Origin of the sequence: Candidatus Flexicrinis affinis (assembly GCA_016716525.1) — a bacterium.
Classification (GTDB): domain Bacteria; phylum Chloroflexota; class Anaerolineae; order Aggregatilineales; family Phototrophicaceae; genus Flexicrinis; species Flexicrinis affinis.
In genome coordinates this window covers 263,051-283,477 of the sequence record JADJWE010000010.1, presented here as the reverse complement: position 1 = coordinate 283,477, position 20,427 = coordinate 263,051, and the positions used below count along the sequence as shown (strand labels likewise).

The window sequence follows — 20,427 nt, the reverse complement described above, 5'->3', positions numbered from 1 at the left end:
AGCACGCCCGTCTCTACGGCGCACGTAAGGCTCAGCCGTCTGCCGGCCCGAGCTGGAAAAACCGTGCACGCAGTTCGTCAGTCGTCAGCACGCCGCGCGCCGCCTCGATCTCCGCCAGACGCGCCGCGTGATCGGTCGGGCGGATGTCGGCGAACTCGGCCAGATAGCCCGCGCCCCAGAACGGCAGCACATCTGACGTGATCTTCTGCGCCACGCGCACGAGCTTGGGCCACAGCGTTCGCTCGACGAACTGCCGCTCGGCGACGGTCGCGTTGGCCTCGGTGGCGTTCGCGTCGATCAGCCCGACCGGTACGCCGAAGATGCTCAGAATTTCGTCGCGGTGGGCGCGCCGCCCGTTCAGGAAGTCGAGGTCGGTGTGGCTCAACCCGATCGCCTGCCACTGCACCGACCCGCCGCGCAGGAACGCCGTCCGCCGCTGACCGCCGCCGTAGTTGACCCGCCACTCGCGCTTGATGCGCTCGAAGTCGGCGTCGGTGATCGGGTCGTTGATCGTGACGATTCCGGCGGGGATGCCGCGATCCTCGCTGAACGCCGACCGGTTCCACTGCGCCATTGCGCGGTCGCCGTCGATGCTCGTGCGCGCCGCCTGCACCGGCGACAAGCCGAGGTAGTCGTTGGTCGGGTGCCAGCGCCGGAAGTGCACGACCTCCTCCGCCGCCAGCGGCACGCGCATCGACCCGACCTCATACACATAGCCGGCGACGTGCCGTTCCGGGTGCGGCACCACGCTGATGCGATCCGGTCGCAGCGGCCAGATTTCCTGCGGCGCGCCGCCGCTGCCTGACAGGTACCAGTACGCGCTGCCGGTCAGTTCTAGAAAGCCCAACGTCTGCTCGAACAGCTCGAACCGGCTGAGGAACGGGTTGGGGCGTTCGAGCAGCAGCTCGAGCGGATGATTCTCGACCGCGACCTTGCGCTCGCCTTCACGCCGGTAAACGTGCAGCGGGACCAGCGCGCCGGCCTCGGCGATGCGGCTGACGGCGACGTACACCCACGGCGATCCGGCATACGCGTCCAGATCGCGCGGGGCCGCCGGCGGTGCGGGCAGCGGGGGAGCCGCCGTGATCGGCAGCGCAGGCCGCAGCCCGCGATGGGTCGGAAACGACGGAAACACACTCGACAACAGCTTGAACACGGGACCCTCCTACACAGTGTGGACGAACACGAACGCGCCGGACTCGCAATCGAATCGGCGCACGAACTTGGGATATCTGCGATATTTGGGATAAGTTTGGGATATATCGGGATGCGTTATCGCAACCGCTTATCGCAGATGCGGCAGCGATGTCGATAACTTCTGGGGAAAGGAGTCAGGTATAAGGGGCCAGTTGTCAGAGATCAGTGCATCACCAGACGCGATATATCGCGTCCCTACCGATGACGGTACTGGGCCCGGCTGTCAGAGTCTCAGCCATGTCGGCGTCCGTTCGTCTACCTCTCCCCTATTTGTGGGAGAGGGGGCCGGGGGATGAGGGGCGTATCCTCAACGCGAAGGGCCGGTCTCCCGGCCCTGCTATCTCGTGATTACCGCCTGCGGTTAGCAGGATACGTACGCTCGTCGACGACCTCCATCTGGAAGTGGCGTGAAACTTCGACCGGAACGCATCGACAGGCGTTGCCGGGCGCGAGACTTGGCGTCCGGGGGGGGTTCCTTTTCCTCGCCGCTCGCGCCCCGGTCTGCCCGCCGGGCGTGTATCGCGTCCCTGTGAGGCCCTCCCCCGCAGCCTCTGTGGTTCAAACATCGGGCGGACACGGCACTGCCGTGTCCTTACGTTCGGGCAGTACGGTTCTCTCGAGACTCAGCGCCGCGTTCCTCCCCTAGCCCCTTGTGGGAGAGGGGGCCGGGGGATGAGGGGGCGTATCCCTACGGAATCTCCAGCGTCCAGCATGACCTGTCATCTGACGACTGAAACCTGACTTCTGACAACTGCCTACTGCCTCTGGGCGACGGCCAGCAGGAATCCCCCGGCCCCATCCGAGCGGCTGACGATGATCGTATACAGTCCGCTCCGGGGCAGCGTGATGCGCGGGATCACCGCGTTCGAGCCGCTGGCGTTGCCTTCGACAATCGTCGCGCCGCCTTCGTCCAGCAGCACGACCGTCGGCGCGAGGTCGCCGTCCACGCGGTTGACGACGATCGTCAGCGTGTCGCCGCCGTTGCCGTAGAAGGCGTAGCGCCGGCGCGGGAGCGCGACGTTCAACACGCCACCCGCCGAGGCGTTGTAGGCGATCCGTTCGACATCCGGCTCGACCGTGTCGAACGCGTTGCCGAGGATGGTCAGCGTGAGGCGGAACCGGCCGATGGTTGTGCCCGCCGCGCGCTCGAAGCGTGTCGCCTGCACGTAATACAACCCGTCGGATGGGATGCGATAGCCGGAGATCAGGCTGTCGCGCTGTTGACCGTCCACGATGTCGTCGTGCGTCGCCAGTTCCTGCAAGTCGGCATTGAGCAGGACGAGGAACGGATCGAGCGTGCCGTTCACGCGGTTCAAACTCAGGGTGATGAGATCGTCGGCGCGGGCTTCGAACACGTACCAGATCGCGGAGCGGTCGGCCGTGATGTCGCGCTCTTCCGGCTGACCGGGGAACAGCCGCACGGCCGCCTGCGGCGTATTGCCCAACGCCGACTCCGGCACGCGATCCACCGTCAGCAGGAACGTGCCGGTCGTCGTGCCCGCCGCGCCGCCGTATCGGCCTGCGACGATCAGATACTGCCCGTCCTCCGGCACCAGCCAGCGTTCGATGCGCGCGTCGGGGTTGCCTTCGAAATCGTCGTTCTCGACCAGAATGCGCCGGTTGGCGTCCACGATCTGCAGCAGTGGGTCGAGGTTGCCGCTGTCAAGCCGCATCGCCAGCGTGATCAAGTCTCCGCGGCGCGCGCGCAGGCTGTAGTACACCTCGTGCTGTTCGTCGGTGATGCTGTTGGCGACCGTATCGCCGAAGCGCAGTGCCGAGCCGCTCTCCGCGCTCACGCCTACGCGGTCGATCGACAGCGTGAAGTCGCCCGCCGTCGTGCCGCGCCCGTGCCCGAAGCGGGCCGCCACCAGCCGATGCACGCCGCTGGCCGTCAGCCGGAACTGTACCGTCAGGGTGTCGCTGTCGGGGCTGTCGTCGCGCTGCAGCACCAGCGATCCGTCCGGCGCAAACAACGCCAGCGTCGCGTCGAGGTCGCCGCGCGTCACGCGCAGCGATATCCGCAGGTACTCGCCGCGCAAACCATCGAACGAATAGGCCGCGGTCGGCGTCGCGCCGTCCAGCCGCCCATCGACCGATTGGCCGAACGTCAATGCCTGCACGTCCTGCGCCCGAACCGGAGCGAAGGCGCACAGCATCAACACGAGGACGGCGATCAGTCGGCGCATGGCGACAAGTATAGCGCCAGTTGGAGTGCGGAACCCTGAGCGCCGCGTGACAAGTCAACGCGCTCGGCACATCGCCCTGTCAACTGACAACTGACTCCTGATTCCTGACTCCTCAAAAGCAAAACGCCGCCCCGGTGAGGGTGCGGCGCTCGGCGTCGACGTGAGTTCGATTGAGGCTTTTAGATGACTGTTGCTTGGCCGTGCAGGTTGAATTAGAGGTGCTGCTCAATGAGGGCTGCGAGGTCGGCGTTGCCGCTGGCTTGGGCCAGCTCGAGCGCCGTCTTACCCTGATAGTTCGTCTTGGTGGCATCGGCGCCGTGTTCGAGCATCCAGCGCGCCATGTCGAGGTCTCCATCCGTGGCCGCGTTCAGCAGGCCGAGCGTTACCCCGGCGCCGTCACAGCCGTTGGCCATCAATAGATCGCAGACGTCGACGCGCCCGCTCATGGCGGCGTGTCCCAGTATGGGGATCCCGTGCGCGCCGCGTGCGTTGGCGTTGGCCGGATCCGTGTCAATGAACGCTTCGAGCGCGCCCGTCATGCCGAGCATCGCGGCGGCGGCGGGGGTGAGCGGTGCGCCCAGCCCCAGCAAATACTCCGCGATGCGCCGGTTACCCACATGGGCCGCTGCGCCCAGCGGCGTCTCTAGGCCGCCTTCCGGCCCCCAGTCGTATTCGACGGTCAGCCATTCCGGATGGTCTTTCAGCCCGGCTTTGACGCCATCGAGGTTGAAATGCGCGGCGATCATATACTGGCGCAGTGGATCGTTCTGTTCTGCCATACCGTCCCCCTCGGTGATCCACGCTGATTACGCCCGTAATTGTAGCACAAATGTGCAAATTTCCAACAACAGATTCGCACATTTGTGTTAAATCTTCGTTAGGTGTTTCAGTCTTGAAACACGCTAGCCCACAGGCTCCAGCGTCCACGCCACAGTATGCCGCGCGCCGCCCTGCGTGACCTCATGCGCTTCGCCTACGATCCAGTACACGCCATCGACGCCGCAGTGCGTGTCGATCACGCGGACTGCGTCGAACAGCGTGAGCGCCAGCGCGTCGTCATAGCGCACCCGTTCGCTCAGCGTCAGCGTGCGCACGTTCGACTGTGGCTCCGCGCGCCTCGCCAGTTCGAGCGCTGCCGTCTGGTCGGCGTCGTCGAGGGTGTCGATCAGCGCCGCGTCGATCTCCAGCAGACGCGGGCCGTAACGTGCCGCGCTGGTGTCGTCCGTCGCTTCGATCACCGCCGGCTGACCGCCCAGCAGCGGAGTCCCGCGCAGGGTCGCCCCCGGCAGCACGTAGATCGGCGATCCGCTGGCGTTGGTGAACTTGAGCTTGGCCGCGCTGCCTTCCAGCGACAGCACGGTGACGCTGAGCGAGGCCGTGACGTCCGTGCCGCTGCCGTCCGGCGCGGTGTTGGCGCTGTAATCGGTCACCGGCACCGGCGTGATGACGCTGGTCGCGCCCGCCTGCCGTCCCTGCGCGTCGCGCATCGGCACAACCAGCCGCAGCGATCCGCCAGCGCGCACCTTCTGCGCGCTCGCCAGCGTCCACAGCGTCGAGCCTGCCGCCCCGAGCGCGCGCGGGCGCACGTGGACACGCACGCTGTTTATGACGTCTGCGCCGTGCAGAAGTTCCATTTTCTCCGCCATCCGGTCGAACGTCGCGTCCGGCGTCGGGCTGCTCGCCAGCGCATCGCGCGCCAGAAACCGCATGACGCCGCCGCGCGTGGCATAGAACCGTCCGCGCTCCGCCTCGACGATCTGCCGCACCGCGTTCCCCGCGCGGAGTCCGCCGCCCCACTGATCGCCAGCGTAGGCGAAGGATTGCGTGCCGGTGTCCAGCGAGCGCGTCAACTGATCCAGCGGCGGCACGTCCAGCACGGCGTCCAACAGCACGTCGCTGCGCACGTTCGCCATCACCGGCACGCGCACCCGCACGTCGTCCAGCCACGAATCGCCGCTGCGTACGATCAGCCGTGTTTGCCGCCGTCCACGCCCGCCCGTATCCGGCACGACCGCGATGATCCGCCCGGCGAAGAACCCCTGCGTCCCGAGCTCCGTCAACCGTGTGATGCTCACCTCCGTGCCCGGGTCGAGCAGTCCGTCCTCGTCCAGCGCCGGGCTGGCGCTCCCGTCGGCGTTGCGCAGCACGACCTCGCACTCGGCCGGCGGAGCGACCACGTCGTACGGAGCACGCATCCCGATTCGCCAGCGCAGCGCGCGCACCTGCGCCGTGACCTCGCGGCTGATGATCCCGTCACTCAACGTCACCTGCACACTCATTCGACCTCCAACGCCCACACGTGGCGAAACACCGCGCCGACGAACCGCCCAGCACCCTGCCGCACCTCGCCGATCTCGACCTGCACACGCGCCGGCAGCGCCAGCGCTCCGCCCAGCATCGGGTCGGCCTCCAGCGCCGCGAAATACGCGTCGATCATCTGCGCCAGCTTGGGCTGCGGATTGGCCGCCGCACCCGACACCGCCACCAACAGGTGATGCCGCACCGACACGCTGTAACGCGCCGGCCCGCCTTCGAACGGCAGCACGTCGAACCCGCCCGACGAGTGCGGAAACAACCGGTCACGTGGGTCGGCCAACTGAATCATCAACGCCGGCAGCAGCGCCGGATCGACCGGCCCCGGCAGCGCCTCCATCCCGAACCTGTGCGCCACGCCGGCCACGTCCAAGCTCGCCAACGCCTCCAGCGCGTCCTCAAATGCCGTCATACGTCCTCCTTGTCCTAACTACATGGGGCCCTGCCCCAAACCCCGCCAGAAGGCTTACGCCCTCTGGACTCCCGTTCCCGCAAACGAGGCCGCGTGCGGCCTCGTTTGCAGAGAAGGGGTCAAGGGGTGTAAACCCTTTGTGGCGGTTGTGCTACACCGTCACGCGGCGCAGATGCGCCAGACCGCGGTCGATGCCTGCCGGCCACGCGCGGCCGTGTTCGCCGTCGCTTTCGCGGTACAGCCAGCTTGCCAGCCTGAGGGCGAGAGCTTTGGCCTGATAGGCCGGCACGAAGCGCAGAACGGGCGTATCGGATGCGTGATTGGCGGCGGTGGTGCCGTTCTCGCTGCGGCGGACGGTCAGCGTGTCGCCGGCGATGGCTGTCACGCGCAGCAGTTCGTCGCCAAGCCGGAGGATGTGGCCGACCCGCACGCGCGGCGTGTCGCCCCACGCATCGGTGCCGTCCGCGTCGTCGAGGGTGATCGTCACTGCCGCGCTGTCTGCGGAGGAAGCGAGCACCGCGCCCGTCTCGCGAAAGGCCTGATCCGGCGCGGGATGGTACGCCCACAGCCCGCCGATCTCGACCGGCCCGCCGGGGAACTGCACGCCGTCGGGCAGGCACAGCAGTCCCCCGTGCCAACCGACATCGGCGACGGCGTACTCGACGCCGTCCGCAGCGCGCACGGATGTCAATTCGAGCAGATCGTCGCGCAGCGCAAGGGCTGTATCGCCGGGGCGGGCCCAATGGATGATCGGTCTTCATCAGCGGCACGTAGCGCCGCCCTGTCAGCGTTTCGATTTCCGCTTGAGCGGCTCGCAGCGCCGTCTCGATGCGCGCGCTGTCGGTCTCGCTCAACGTCACGTTTTCTAGGCCAAGCCGCCGGATGAGTGCGTCCGGCGTCAGCCAGCGTGTGTCTTGCATCGTCTGCTCCTTTGAAGTGCTATAATGTGCCGACTTTGGTGGCGCGGGGAGCCAGCGGATGAGCCGAATTCAGCTCGCGGAAGCGATGCAACTCGACCCTGCCGGCGACATGTTCATTACCGATCTCGAGATGAACCAGTGGGGGCGAGAGCTGGTGTTCGTATGCGAGTACATCGCGCCGCCTGCTCCACCTATCCCGTTCCGCCTGCGCTTCACCGACTGCCGCGAGCTGCGCTGGAAGACCTACGCCCACGCCGCCTTCGACGAACTGCTCCCCATCGCCGAGCTGATCGAGTTCGCCCCCGGCGCCGGCAGCCACCGCCGCGATGCGAATTTGCTTACCGCGCACTTCGCCGCCACCCTAAGCTACGGCACGCTCACCCTCGTGTACGAAGGCCGGGAGATTGCCTTGTAGTTGTCAGAAGTCAGTCGTCAGGCCGCGGCAGCAACGACTTCCGCTGCCCGTCCCGCAAGGCTTCGAACGGTTCACCCGGGCATTTCTCCCCTCTCCTTGGGAGAGGGGCCGGGGGTGAGGTTTCTTCCCGGCCGGGGGAGGTTAGTGACGTAATGCGCACTATCTTTCCCCTGACTCCTGACAACTGACTCCTGATCCCTGATGACTCGTAAAAAGCATGTAAAAGTCCGGTAAAGTCGGGCCGGAGTCGACAACCCGGCTCATGCTTTCGGCGTATGATGGAGTCATAACCCGTTACTTGGAGGACCTCTCATGCACCGCCTGATCGCTGTATTCCTGCTGGTGGCCGTGATCGTGCTTCCGGCCGCTGCGCAGACCGGATCGGACGCCGCTATCCCGATCCTCGATGGCGCCAATTACCTCCCCGCCGATGCGTCGCTGTTCGCGGCCATCCGCCTCGACCCCGGCTACTTGGAACAGACCACCGCCTTGCTCTCGCGCTTTGAGGACTTCGGCGCCGAGGCCGACGTGCGCGAGGCTCTCATCGACAGCCTCGGCCCCGATGCCGAGCCGCTGATCGACGCCGCCTCGTGGATCGGTGTCGGCACGACCGCCGCGACCGCTAACCTCGACGAACTCACCGACATGGACGCGCAGGCCGCCTTCCTCTTTGGCGTCCGCGACCGCGTGGCGCTCGAACCGGCGTTGGCCGAGCTGGAGATGGTTGTCACCGAACAGCGCGGCGACTGGACCCTGTACTCGGTCGAGAACGCCGTATTCGCCGCCCTCAAAAACGACCTGCTGATCGTCACGCCCGATGCCGGCTACATCCAGTCCGTGCTCAGCGGCGACTACGCCTCGCTCGCCGACGCGCCGGCCTTCACGGATGTCATCGCCCGCCTGTCCGAATCCGCCTACGACTTCGCCGCCTATGTCGACGTCGGCGCGGTATTCACCCAAGCGGCAGAGATGAACGGGAGCGATTTCGAACTGCCAGCCGCATACCTTGACGCGCTGGGTTCGATCGCCGTGGCTGGCGTCAACCGCGGCGGCCGCGATCTGCTGCTCGACTTCGCCTTCACCTACGGCGACTTGTCCGGCCTTGAGGAGTACGGCCTGTCCAGCGCGTTGTACTCCGGCCCGGCGGTCGATCCGGCATTCATGGCGAACCTGCCCGCCAACACGCAGTTCGTGCTGCACAGCCGTGACCTCGGCGGGGCAATCAATCAGATGTTCGAGTCGCTCAACGGATTTGGCGCGTTCGCGTCCGACATGCCCGGCTTCGAACGCGGCTTGCGTGACCTGCCCGTCCGCAGCGACCGCCTCGGCGATACGCTCAAGGCGGCGGCGAACCTCGGATTGACCGCCGCGCTCGGCCTCGACATCGACGACGATGTCATCAACCTGCTCGACGGCGACTTCGCGCTGTTCGCCAGCATTCTGCCGGTCCGCTCGTCGCTGCGGTTCGCCCCGTCGCTCGGCCTGCTCACCGCCGACGGCGCGGCCGGCCCGCGCTATCTGCAAGCGTTCTCGGGCGCGCTCGAGAAAGCCGAACTGCCCGTCACGATTACTACGGTGCGTGACAGCGCGGGCGCGCTGCTCGACCTGTCGCCGCTGACCGATCCGCTGCTGGAGGCCGAGTTCAACCCGCTTGCCGCCCGAGACCCGGCCTACGACTTCGCCATTGCGCACAACGACTCGCTGATGATCGTCGGCAGCACGTCCGCCGCCGAGTTCGCGCTGTCGCCGGACGGCGATTCGCTGTTCGATACCCCGGCGTACCAACACTTCCTTGAGTCGGTACTGCTGCCGGGCGCGCAGTTCATCGGCTTCATCAACGTACCTGCGCTAGAGGGCTTCGCGGAAATCCCGGCCGAGATCACCGACGTGTTCGAGAGCGCCGCGATGTCCGGCGCCGGCGACGAGGCCGGCCTGATCTATCGCTTCAGCATTACGCTGGCCCGATAGGAAGGAGTCAGGAGTCAGGTTTCAGTGTTCAGGGCGTAGTGGGTGCGAGAATTTGCGCCGCCAACGAGAACTCCGCGCGTAGGGGCGACCCGGCGGGTCGCCCGGCGAGACCTCACCCCTAGCCCCTCTCCCCTTACCCCTCTCCCTCGCAAACGGGGAGAGGGGATCTGCTGCCTGTGCCGTAAATCGACGCAGTGTGGCAGTGTGGTAGGGACGCGATACATCGCGTCCGGCGGCAGGATTCTGCACTTGGCGTTCTCCCCCTCTCCTCGGGAGAGGGGGCCGGGGGGGTGAGGTTGGCTTTTCGGGCCAGAGGGTGCGGTCTACCGCCCTTACACTGACAACTGACTCCTGATTCCTGTCAACTGTCGCTAAACCGTGATGTTGTACCCCGCCGCCGCCACGTCGTCGTCGTAGCGCGCGAACGCCAGCCGCACCGTCGCCGTCATCTGATAGGCGTCGTAGTACGGCAGATAGTCCACGCTCACCGCCACGCGCCGGCGCGTCCCGATCAGCCAGCCCGGGCGGTATACCAGCACCGCCGTGCCCTTGTCGTTCGCCCCGGCGAACTCGACCAGTCCGGTCGCCAGCGTGAGCGGCATCTCGGCCGACACCAGCACCGGAATCCCGTCGATGAAGCCGAGCTGTCCGGTCAGCGCCGTGGCATGCACGCCGGCCTTGTCCATCGTCAGGAACTCCGGAAGCGCCAGCAGGGCGGCGTACGTGTTCGAATCGACAATCCATGCGAGGTCGGTCGGTTTGGCGCTGTAACGCGCGGCCATCTTGAAGCGCACCGAGCGCATTTTGGCGAGGGTCGGCGCGCTGGCAAAGTCGACCGCGTTGGCCGTGTTGGTCACGAGCGGCAGATGACGCAGGCCGTCGAACGCCAGAAACGCCTCGGTATCGTCGAGCAGGCCGTCGCTGTCGTTCAAGTTGCCGCCGCCGGTCGTCGTGTCGCCGTTGAGCAGCACGTTGTCGATGCTGTCGAGGATCGCGCGCACGGCCTGCTCGCGGTAGATCCCCAGCACCGGCAGCACGGCGTCCTCGACCAGTTCGGCGCTGAAGCCCACCCGCAGCGCCAGCTTCTGCGCCGTAAGTTCGACCTTCGCCGTGCCGATCTTGTCCGACGGAATGGCGGGGCTGGCGGCGTTGAGCGCCAACTGCGCCTCGTGGCGCGTCTCCGGCACGTACACCACCTTCGGGTCGACGCCTTCGGCCGGCACGTAGAACGGGTTGCTCGGCATCTCCAACTGCCGGAACAACGGCAGCACGACGTTCTCCTGCCGTGCCTTCGCCCACAACTGCGCGCTCCACAGCGCCGGCACCCACTCCGCGCCGTAGTCGGACTGGGCGGTGTAGCTCAGTTCGTCGCTCTTGCGCGCCGACCACCCCGCGCGGCGCACCTTCGCGGCCAGCGCGTTGGCGTAACGTTCGCTGACGCCCTTGCCGGTGCGTGTCCCTGCCAGCAGCAGGCACCCGTGCAGCAGGTCGAACGCGTCGAGCGTGTCGTACGGGCTGCCGACCTCGACGTGGCCGGTCTTGACCGCCTCGTCCACGGCGGACGGCAGGCGCTTCGGCGTGTGAGGGATTGCTTCGGTCGGGCGATAATCGGTCATGTCGTTCATGAGTCCTCCAATTTCCGGTAAGTTCAGGGCGTTGATTGCCGCTTTCAGCGTGCGGACGTCCGTCAGCCGGGGTTCGGCCGGGGTGGGGGTCAGGCTGCCTTCGACGATCACCCACCGTTCGATGCCGCCGTCGGGCGCGGTCTTCACCAGATGCGGCATGCTGCCGCTGCTCCAGCTCAGCGCCCCGCGGGCGATCAGGTCGAGGACAGCCTGCACATATCGGTTGCGCTTGTCGAGCTGCGCCTCGGCCCACAGGCCAACCTCGTCTTTGCGCAGTGTGTCGATCACGCCGAGCGCGGCCGTCTTCACCGCGTCGTCCAGCGCGTGCTGGTACAGCACCGGACGGGTCTCGTACCAGTCCAATCCAAAGTCGGTCGCCGGGGTGAAGTACTCGTCGTGCAGGTCGCGCTGATCGGCGTTTCCCCACACCGCCAAGTACCCGCCGATGCGACCGGTCGCATCCAGCGCCTTTACGGTGCGTGGCGCGGCACGTGCCGTCATATAGATCCCTCCTCGCAGAACACTGCGGCCGCGGGGAGGCCCGGGCCGTCGTCACGTCGTTGATCGTGTGCCGCCACGTTCCGCGCGCCGGGCGTGGCCGTTCCGGGGCGTGTGGGCGGCGATGTACGGCCGATCGGCCGTTGGTAAGGTGCATACCCTCACGGTACGGCCATCCGCGCACTTCGAGATTCAAAAACGTGCGCAAGTTCGTGCGCACATTTGTTCTGGTATTCAGGCGAAAAAAGCGCGCCCGGTTGGAGGTCTCGGGCGCGCTTGGTCGTTAGTCGTCGAACGTGCAGTTCGGGTAGCAGTTCGGGTCGGGGAAGGCGTTGCCGAACGTGCCGGGGATGCGCGTCGGCTCGGGCGGGGGCGGCACGTCGAAGTCGATCGGCAGCGCGTCGATGACCGCCCGCGTCTCGATCGCCAGCAGCGCGATCCATCCGGTCACCCCGTCGGCCGCGTTGATCTCCACCCACGGGCTGTACGGGCTGCGCGCGATCAGCGAGACTTCGGTGCCGGCCGGAACGTAGTTGATGACCGGAAAACCGATGTCCGGCGCGACGCGCAAATCGAACCCGCTCGGGGCGATCACGCGCGCCTTCTGGCCCAAGTCGCCCAACCGCTGCACCGGCTGTGGCGTCGCCTCGTACGCGCTCGTCACCTGCGAGAAGTCGCCGATCAACAGCTCGCCCAGCATCCAGCCCGTCGCGCCGTCCGGAATCCGCACGTGATACCACGTCGCCGCCTCGTTGCGGCCCAACAGCGTCACGCGCGTCTGCGCCGGCACCTGCACGATCACGCCGAAGTCGGTCGACGGCCCCGTGCGCAGGTTGACTGCGCCGGTCGTCGTCGCCACGCCGCCTTGCGCCACCAGAATCGGCCGGTCGAACAACGGCAGCGGCAGATGATCCACCCGCTGCTGGTTGAACGCCGCCGGCACGCTCAACGTCCCGAGCGGGCGGCTTACGTCGCCGGGCGCATGATCGACGCGCATTTCCTGTCCCGGGCTGGCGGTCTGAATCACGCCGTTGGCGACCGCGCGCAGCGTGCCGGACAGCGTAAAGAAGATTGTCGTTGTGGGCGTCGTCTGCACGGCCAGCGTGCCGTTCAGGTCGATGCTGACGCCGTTGACCACCAGCCGCGCGGGGTTGCCGGCAACCGGATTCTGCAGCACCAGCGTGCTGAACGGCGCCGACTCGCACTGCACCGGCGGATCGATCGTTTCGACCTGAATCGCCTGCCACGCCGGAAAGTCCGGCGGCGTCACATTGCGGACGCTCACGTCGCCCAACAGCAGCGCGCTGTACGTGACCGGCGAGTCTTCGACCGCCACCCGCAGGTACGCAAGGCCGTACGGCCCGCTTGGCGCGCTCAGCGGCGGCGTACGCACCGACTCGATCACGCCGGTTTCGACCAGCGAGCCGGTCGCGGCCAGCGAGTTCGCCACCGGCCCCGGCGGCTCGACTGCCGGCGCGCCTCCTGCGTTGCACACATAGCCGAACGGCTGGCCGACACACGCATTGCTCGCGTTGAGCAGGGCAAGTGCATACGGCTCGGCACATTGATCGGCCGGCACAATCTGCGGAGCAGCGGTGTCTTGCGCCATGACGATCACGGAGGCAAATGTCAGGACGGCGGCGAGGGCAGCGGTCAGTCGTTTCAATGCAGAGTCCATGATCATATTGGCGGCTGGGCTTTGCTATAATACCGTCTTTGGTCGTGAGAGTGTATCGTTATCCCCGCCCTCGTAGAGGAACCATCGTGCAACAAGATATCCCGCTGAACCTGCTGTCATCATTTGAGCGATACTTCCCGCAGCGCACGCCGCTGCTCACGCTGCAAGCGCCCGGCTACGACGCATGGATCGCCGCCATCCCTACCGACGACGGCCGGTTCACGCTGGCCTGCCCCGATCGCGGCGGGCGCGCCGTCTTTACATGGCAGTCCGCACGCCAGCGCCAAACCCTCGACCATCGTCCGCTGCCGCCGTGGGCGCTGCTGCCTGCTGCCGTCATCGTGACACTGTGCGCCGAGGATATGGACGTCGCCGGCTTTTCCGCCGTGCTGATCGCCGAAAAGGTCGCCGGGCCGCGTTTCGATTACGGTCTGGGCACCGCCGTCGCCGCCTTCATCCACGCGCTGCACGGCCGCGGTTATACGCAGACCACGCTCGTCGCCCTCATCGACTCCGTCCGCCGCGGCATGGGCGCCGCGTAGCGTGTATGCGGAGGCTTCGCCTCCACACCTCCACAAGGGGGTTGCACCCCTTGACCCCGTCTCTGCAAACGAGGCCGCGTGCGGCCTCGTTTGCATGAAAGGGAGTCCAGAGGGCGAAAGCCTTCTGGCGGGGTTTGGGGCAGCGCCCCAACTGCGTGAGTCTGTTTCAAGTCTGCCTCAACACGGTGAATGCTGACCGATTCTCATCACTCAGCACTTGCAACGTCTCATTCAAGTGAGCAGCACGTCGGGATCGGGTAGTTCGACGCCGCTGATGTCCGCAATGAGCGCGGTAGCGGCCGCGACAGGCTCGCGCATCGACAACATAAACGGCGCATGGCTGGCTTTGCCGTAGCCGAGCTGCTGGCGCGCCTCGTGCGAGACGCTCATCAGCCAGCGCAGGGCCGCCGCGACCTCGAAGTAATCGAGATCAGCGACCGGACCGCTGGTCGCGCGTTCGTACTCGGCCAGCACGTCGTCGCGCAGCTCGCCCAGCCCTTCGCGTTCGAGGCTCTGAAGCGTCGATGCTAGGTCGAAGCGTGCGTCGCTGATCTGCCACATCCAGTCGATTACGTAGGGCGTGCCGTCGTCAGTCATTAGCACGTTCCACGGGTGATAGTTGCGGTGAGTCACGACGGGCTGCGTGCACGGGACGCGGTCGCGGTTGGCGTACAGCCAATCGATCGCAGGCAGGAACTCACGCTGCTGGCGCTTGTCCGCGAGGCCGCGCATCACGTGGATTTCGCGGTTGATCAACGCCAGCGGCGTCATCGCGCTGAGCGTCTTGACCAGCACCTTCGGGCCGCGCTCGTGCAGGTCGACCAGCAGGCCAACGAACTGCGTGATGAGCGCGCGCCGCTGCTGCGGATCGGCCGCCTTCAGCAAGTCGGCCAGCACCGTGCCCTCGACATATTCCATGACGACGAACGGCCGGCCCAGCGGCTTAGGGTCGATCTCGACCAGCATCACACCCGGCACCGGATAGCGCGCCGCGCGCAGGTTGAACAGCGCATGCCGTTCCTTCATGGCCCGGTCTATGCCCTCAGCGTCGTTGGCATAGGTCTTGAGGACGAGCCGCTGCACGCTGCGTTGTCCCTGTTCGGTGTAGCTCAGCTTGAACGCGTAGACGCCAGTCGTCCAGCGCCCGCCGACCTTGCGAAAGTCCTCGACTTTCACGTCGGTGTAGACGCCGGGTTGGGCGGCAAGATAGGTGGTGAGTTGCTTCTGTAGAGTTGTCATAGCTCGTTGCGCATTCGTACAAGCCGCCCCGCAGTCTAGCAGGTCGTGCTCGGCAGCACCGGGTGCGATGGGGTTAGCGGGGGCGGGTGGGTTCGGTCGATTTCACTTCTGATGGAGGGTGGTGATCGCGTCTTACCTTCGGCCGAATCGCGGTTTGCACGATTACACCCCGCAAAGGGGCCGGCCTTCGGGGATTTTGTACGAGTTCCGACCCTCCCTGAAGCCTGCGATGCGCGCCGGACTCTCGAGAACTAGCACGTTTTGCCAATGCCGGCCATGCCAAAACGGATTACCGCATCCTTGTCGCTCGATAGGCTTTGTATGTCTTGACGAATAAATCTCCAAGCGCAACGTGCAGTGTGAATAACGAGTCGCGCGTTTTTGGATAGAAGTGCTGAAAAACAGGCAGGCCTTTGACAGCAGTCCACAAAAACACCGGTTAAAGTTGGGTCTTCATTGCGGTTTTATCGCATCCGCCGACCTCCTAGACTCGCCCATGTCACGCCACACCACCTGTGACTACCGCATTCAGCAGGAGGAGTACCCAGATGCGTTTCCGTTCCTCACTTTGGCGCCGCGTACTGGTCATCGGTATCGCCGCCCTGATTCTGGCAACATTCGGCACTCAGATTACGTTTGCGCAGGACGCCGAAGTCGCGGCCCCGAGCGCGGAAGACTTCCTCAACCTGTCGATCGCTATTGACACCGGTTGGGTGATGCTGACGGCCTTCCTTGTCTTCTTCATGCAGGCGGGCTTCGCGATGCTGGAGACCGGGTTGGTCCGCCAGACCAGCGCCGTCAACGCCCTGTCGGTCAACTTCGTCGACGCGACGATCACTGGCTTCGTCTTCTGGCTGGTCGGCTTTGGCATCGCTTTCGGCGCTGACAACGGCTCCGGCCTGTTCGGCACTTCGATGTTCGCCGTCGGCATCGGCGAGATGGGTCAGGCGCCGTTCGCCTTCAACATCCCCATCCTCGTGTTCTTCGTCTTCCAGTTCGCGTTCGCCGCTACTGCCGCGACAATTACCACCGGCGCCCTCGCCGAGCGCACCGACTTCTTCGGCGATCAGGCCAAGTCGGTCATCATCGGCGCGCTGATCTACCCCGTTGTCGTGCACTGGATTTGGGGCGGGGGCTGGATCGCGCAGCGCGGCTTCTACGATTTCGCCGGCAGCACGGTGGTGCACTTTGTAGGCGGCTTCGCAGCATTGATCGGCGCCATCATCATGGGCCCGCGCCCGGGCCGCGTTTGGGGCAAGCCGCCCCGCCCGCACAACCTCGCGCTGGCCACCCTCGGCACGATGATCCTGTGGTTCGGCTGGTACGGCTTCAACCCCGGCTCGACCCTCGGCGTCGTCGGGCAGCACGATCTGGTCGGTCTGGTCTCGCTCAACACCACGCTTGCCGCCTGCGCCGGCACCTTCGGCACCGCTATCTTTGTCTTCCTTCGCACCAAGAAGTGGGATCTGGCGTACTCGCTTAACGGCTCGCTGGCCGGTCTGGTCGGCATCACCGCGGGTTGCGCCTTCGTCGGCCCGGTCTTCGCCGTCGTGATCGGCATCGCCGCTGGCATCATCGTCGTGCTGGCGATGGACGTCATCGAAAGCCTCAAGATTGACGACGCGGTCGGCGCCTTCGCGGTGCACGGTGTCTGCGGCGTGTTCGGCACGCTCGCCATCGGCCTGTTCGGCGCACCGGAACTGATGGGCGGTAACGCCGGTCTGTTCACCGGCGGCGGCGCGACCGTTCTCGTCAATCAGGCGATCGGTGTGGTCGGTGTGGCGCTGTGGGTCGGCGTGACCTCGACCCTCATGTTCCTCGGCCTGAAGGCCGTCGGCCGCCTGCGCGTCAACAAGAAGGCCGACGAGATCGGTATCGACATATACGAACACGGCACCACCGTCTGGCCCGACATCCTTCCGGTCCCCGGCGACGAGGCTCCCGTGCCCGGCACCACCGCAGCGACTGCCCCGGCCGTCGGCGACTAGCTCGAACCCTTCCCTACGCTTACCGTTAGCCCAAAGAAGCCCGCATGAACGCGGGCTTCTTTGCGTTTCCCTCGGCCCGCCGCCGGTCATGGTAGAATGTGACGATGTAGTGGAGCATTCTACGATGGCAGAGAAACTCATCACCAAAGATCCCGAGATACTCAGCGGCGCACCTGTTTTTCGGGGCACGCGTGTTCCGGTGAAGACGCTCATAGACTATCTAGCTGCCGGCGAATCGATCGATTTATTCCTCGTCGATTTCCCCACAGTATCGCGTGACCAAGTCATCGCATTTCTTCAACTTGCCGAGTCGGCGATCGTACATGAAAGTACTCCTTGACGAGTGTCTGCCGCGCAGACTCAAGAATGCGTTGCCAGATCACGACGTCACGACCGTGCCCGAAGCCGGTTGGGCGGGCAAAAAGAACGGTGAACTGCTGCGGCTTATGGCAGATGAGTTCGACGCGTTTGTTACCGTTGACGGCAATCTCCGAGCGCAACAGAATCTCGATCGGTACCCGCTTGCCGTTGTGGTGCTTCGTGCTCCTGACAACACGTTGGCCACATTGCAGCCCCTGATGGCCGAGGTCGAACAGTCGCTCGCGTCCATTCAACCGGGGCATGTTGTGGTCATTGGTTCCGGCCCACGCACCTTTTAGCTCGTATCCGCCGCTCCCCTGCCAGCACCACCGCAGCGACTCCCCCGGCCGTCGGCGACTAGCTCGAACCCTTCCCAACGCTTACCGTTAGCCCAAAGAAGCCCGCGTTCATGCGGGCTTCTTTGCGTTTCCCTCAGCCCGCCGCCGGTCATGGTAGAATGTGAGGATGTAGTGGAGGCTGTTTCCGTGTTCGAACGAATTACGATAGATTCGGCGCAGATGAATGGCGTACCATGCATCCGGGGATTGCGTATCCCGGTCGCAACGGTTGTCGATATGATCGCCGCAGGAATGACCCCGAACGAGATTCTCGCTGACTTTCCGGATCTCGAACGAGAGGACATCACCGAGGCGTTGCGGTACGCGTCTGCTGCCGTGCGCGAACGGCAACTTCCGCAAATCGTAACGCTGTGAAGTTCCTGGTTGACAACGCTTCTCGCCCGAACCAATACACCGTATCCCTCCTTCATTTTGCTACGCTGGCCGGGTCTTCGGCGTTCTTCCGATCACGTGAGAGTCATCACGGCCAATCTACCGGCTGTGCAAGCAGACTTGGTATCTGGAGCGGTCGTCGTCATTGAACCCTCGCGGGTTCGCGTTCGCACGTTGCCGATGAATCGCCAAGACTGACCTTCGGCCTCGCCCACCCCGATCGTCCGCAGTCAAAAAGTTGTGATATACTTGGGAAATCTTGGGCAGGGCGCCCCAAAATGCGCCTCAAATCATCGGCCATTCACGTTGTACGGGACATCCGACGACGTTTGACGAAGTGACTTCTATCGTACGATCAACGCTGGAGTAGAAAGGACATTCTGCCCGCCGCTTTGATGCGCCGGGCCGTTCCACGTTATGGCAAAATCACATAACAGCAGTACGCAGCCGAAGCTGCGCATCATTCCGCTTGGCGGTTTGGGCGAGATCGGCAAGAACATGACCGTGTTTGAACTCGGCAACGATGCCATCATTGTCGACACGGGCCTGATGTTCCCCGCCAACGACATGCTTGGCGTGGACTACATCATTCCGGACTTCCGCTATCTACAGGAGCGCAAGGACCTCAAGATCCATGCCATCCTGTACACCCACGGCCATGAGGACCACACTGGCGCCGTGACGCACGTCATCAACGCGTTTCAGGGCGTGCCGATCTATGCCACGCCGCTGACTGCCGGCCTCCTCAGCAACAAGCTCAAGGAAGCGCGCCTCACCCAGATGACGAAGGTACACACCTTCAACGCTGGCGATACGCTCAAGGTCGGGCCGTTTACGGTCGACAGCTTCCACGTCAACCACAGCATCCCGCAGTGTGTCGGCTTCGGCATTCACACGCCGTGGGGCATTATCGTTCACACCGGCGACTACAAGTTCGACAACACGCCTGTCGACGGCCAACCCGCCGACTACGCGCGCATTGCCGCGTTCCAGTCCATCGTGCCGCACAACGCCACCAACCCCGACAAGGCGCGCGGTGTCGTCCTGCTGATGGCCGACAGCACCAACGCCGACCGGCCCGGATGGACACCGTCCGAAGCCGTCATCGACGGCGCGTTGGACAAGGTCTTCCGCGAGGCCAAGGGGCGCATCATGGTCGCCACCTTCGCCTCGCTGATCAGCCGCGTGCAGCAGGTCGCAAACACCGCGATGCGTTACGGGCGCAAGCTCGCCATCGCCGGCTACAGCATGAACGAGAACATCAAGATCGCGCGTAATCTCGGCATCCTGAAGGCCCCCGACAGCCTGTTCGTCGACGTGCAGCGCATCGACAGCCTGTCTGACGATCAAGTCGTCATCATGGTCACCGGCGCGCAGGGCGAGCCATCGGCCGTGCTGGCACGCCTTGCCAACGGCAGCCATCGCAACCTCGAAATCGAGGATGGCGACACAATCGTGCTTTCCTCGCATCCGATCCCCGGCAACGAGGAGATGGTGTTTCGCACTATCAATCAGCTCATCCGCCGCGGCGCCAACGTCATTTACGATCCGGTGCTGCCCGTCCACGTGTCCGGCCACGGCAGCCAGGACGAAATGCGCCTGATGATCAACCTTGTCAAGCCGCGCCACTTCATGCCGGTCCATGGCGAACTGCGCCATCTGCGCGCGCACGCCAAGCTGGCGACAGAGGCGGGTATCCCCGAGTCGAACGTGTTCATGTGCGAAAACGGACAGGTGATCGAGATCAACGATAAGGGCGTGCGCCGGGCCGAGCGCGTGCCGGGCGGTTACGTGTTCGTGGACGGCAGCGGTGTCGGAGACGTCGGCCGTGCCGTGATCCGCGACCGTGAAATCCTCTCGCGCGACGGCTTCCTCGTGGTCGTCGTCAACATCGATCGCCAGAATGGCACGATGTTGGGCGATCCCGAAATCGTCAGTCGCGGCTTCGCCTATGAGGCCAACGACCCCGACCTGATGCGTCAGATTAAGTCGGTCGTGGCCGACACGCTCGCCGCCGGGCGCATGAACGGACGCCGTCAGTCGATGCTGGAGGAGAACCTGTCCAAGGTGCTTTACAGTGAGACCCGCCGTCGCCCGCTCGTAATGAGCGTCATCCACGAGCAGTAGGGAAGTCTTCAGGACTCAGGCGTCTGCAATCAGAAAGGGCCGGTGTATGTACCGGCCCTTTTCGATTCGCGGCCCCTCACCCCCCGGCCCCTCTCCCTTGGCAAGCGAGGAGAGGGGGAGAAAGACGTGCCGGAACTAGAGCCCCCTCCTTGGGAGAGGAAGCAAGACGCTGCAAAAAGCAGCAGCCGTCTCAGTGAGACAGACACATGGTAATCAAGTCGAAATGCA

17 protein-coding genes are annotated in these 20,427 nt (G+C 65.1%); 8 read left to right on the top strand and 9 right to left on the bottom strand.

Going from position 1 to position 20,427, the window contains the following annotated elements:
- Positions 1–31: 31 nt before the first annotated feature.
- The 6 genes from IPM16_23435 to IPM16_23410 all read right to left on the bottom strand — a co-directional run bounded on the left by IPM16_23435 (position 32) and on the right by IPM16_23410 (position 6,799).
- Positions 32–1,156 carry a phage portal protein gene (locus IPM16_23435; protein MBK9126061.1) on the bottom strand — a complete coding sequence of 375 codons (1,125 nt, stop codon included), beginning with the start codon at positions 1,154–1,156 and terminating at the stop codon, positions 32–34.
- Positions 1,157–1,952: 796 nt separating this feature from the next.
- Positions 1,953–3,383 carry a PPC domain-containing protein gene (locus IPM16_23430; GenBank protein ID MBK9126060.1) on the bottom strand — a complete coding sequence of 477 codons (1,431 nt, stop codon included), beginning with the start codon at positions 3,381–3,383 and terminating at the stop codon, positions 1,953–1,955.
- A gap of 212 nt (positions 3,384–3,595) precedes the next feature.
- Positions 3,596–4,162, bottom strand: a complete 567-nt coding sequence (locus IPM16_23425; GenBank protein MBK9126059.1) for an ankyrin repeat domain-containing protein — start codon at positions 4,160–4,162, stop codon at positions 3,596–3,598.
- Positions 4,163–4,285: 123 nt separating this feature from the next.
- A complete protein-coding gene (locus tag IPM16_23420; protein MBK9126058.1) occupies positions 4,286–5,662 on the bottom strand; it encodes a hypothetical protein in 1,377 nt (458 codons plus the stop codon).
- Complete coding sequence (locus IPM16_23415; GenBank protein ID MBK9126057.1) at positions 5,659–6,108, bottom strand: hypothetical protein; 450 nt, start codon at positions 6,106–6,108, stop codon at positions 5,659–5,661. The genes IPM16_23420 and IPM16_23415 overlap by 4 nt, the downstream gene beginning before the upstream one ends.
- Before the next feature lie 151 nt (positions 6,109–6,259).
- The gene (locus IPM16_23410) at positions 6,260–6,799 is read right to left on the bottom strand and encodes a hypothetical protein (GenBank protein ID MBK9126056.1); all 540 of its coding nucleotides are present in this window, start codon (positions 6,797–6,799) and stop codon (positions 6,260–6,262) included.
- 287 nt (positions 6,800–7,086) lie between these two features.
- Between IPM16_23410 and IPM16_23405 the strand changes: the two genes are divergently transcribed.
- Together IPM16_23405 and IPM16_23400 are read left to right on the top strand one after the other, a co-directional pair.
- Entirely contained in the window at positions 7,087–7,443 is a 357-nt protein-coding gene (locus IPM16_23405) for a hypothetical protein (GenBank protein ID MBK9126055.1), read from the top strand.
- Positions 7,444–7,755: 312 nt separating this feature from the next.
- Complete coding sequence (locus IPM16_23400) at positions 7,756–9,411, top strand: hypothetical protein (GenBank protein ID MBK9126054.1); 1,656 nt, start codon at positions 7,756–7,758, stop codon at positions 9,409–9,411.
- 371 nt (positions 9,412–9,782) lie between these two features.
- On the opposite strand, the gene IPM16_23395 is transcribed toward IPM16_23400, so the two are convergent.
- The gene (locus tag IPM16_23395) at positions 9,783–11,537 is read right to left on the bottom strand and encodes a phage major capsid protein (GenBank protein ID MBK9126053.1); all 1,755 of its coding nucleotides are present in this window, start codon (positions 11,535–11,537) and stop codon (positions 9,783–9,785) included.
- Between the two features lie 280 nt (positions 11,538–11,817).
- Positions 11,818–13,200 (bottom strand): SH3 domain-containing protein, encoded by a 1,383-nt coding sequence (locus IPM16_23390; GenBank protein ID MBK9126052.1) that lies wholly within the window; start codon positions 13,198–13,200, stop codon positions 11,818–11,820.
- Between the two features lie 98 nt (positions 13,201–13,298).
- Between IPM16_23390 and IPM16_23385 the strand changes: the two genes are divergently transcribed.
- Entirely contained in the window at positions 13,299–13,754 is a 456-nt protein-coding gene (locus IPM16_23385) for a hypothetical protein (protein MBK9126051.1), read from the top strand.
- A 231-nt stretch (positions 13,755–13,985) separates the two neighbouring features.
- On the opposite strand, the gene IPM16_23380 is transcribed toward IPM16_23385, so the two are convergent.
- Positions 13,986–14,993, bottom strand: a complete 1,008-nt coding sequence (locus IPM16_23380; protein ID MBK9126050.1) for a phosphotransferase — start codon at positions 14,991–14,993, stop codon at positions 13,986–13,988.
- 548 nt (positions 14,994–15,541) lie between these two features.
- Here IPM16_23380 and IPM16_23375 point away from each other — a divergent pair.
- From IPM16_23375 to IPM16_23355, 5 genes are all read left to right on the top strand, one after another.
- The gene (locus IPM16_23375; GenBank protein MBK9126049.1) at positions 15,542–16,981 is read left to right on the top strand and encodes an ammonium transporter; all 1,440 of its coding nucleotides are present in this window, start codon (positions 15,542–15,544) and stop codon (positions 16,979–16,981) included.
- 88 nt (positions 16,982–17,069) lie between these two features.
- Positions 17,070–17,321, top strand: coding sequence for a DUF433 domain-containing protein (locus IPM16_23370; GenBank protein ID MBK9126048.1), 252 nt, complete (start codon positions 17,070–17,072; stop codon positions 17,319–17,321).
- Positions 17,305–17,640 carry a DUF5615 family PIN-like protein gene (locus IPM16_23365; protein ID MBK9126047.1) on the top strand — a complete coding sequence of 112 codons (336 nt, stop codon included), beginning with the start codon at positions 17,305–17,307 and terminating at the stop codon, positions 17,638–17,640. Before IPM16_23370 ends, IPM16_23365 begins: the two co-directional genes overlap by 17 nt.
- A gap of 150 nt (positions 17,641–17,790) precedes the next feature.
- Entirely contained in the window at positions 17,791–18,054 is a 264-nt protein-coding gene (locus tag IPM16_23360; GenBank protein MBK9126046.1) for a DUF433 domain-containing protein, read from the top strand.
- Between the two features lie 435 nt (positions 18,055–18,489).
- The gene (locus IPM16_23355; GenBank protein ID MBK9126045.1) at positions 18,490–20,199 is read left to right on the top strand and encodes a ribonuclease J; all 1,710 of its coding nucleotides are present in this window, start codon (positions 18,490–18,492) and stop codon (positions 20,197–20,199) included.
- Positions 20,200–20,427: the final 228 nt, after the last annotated feature.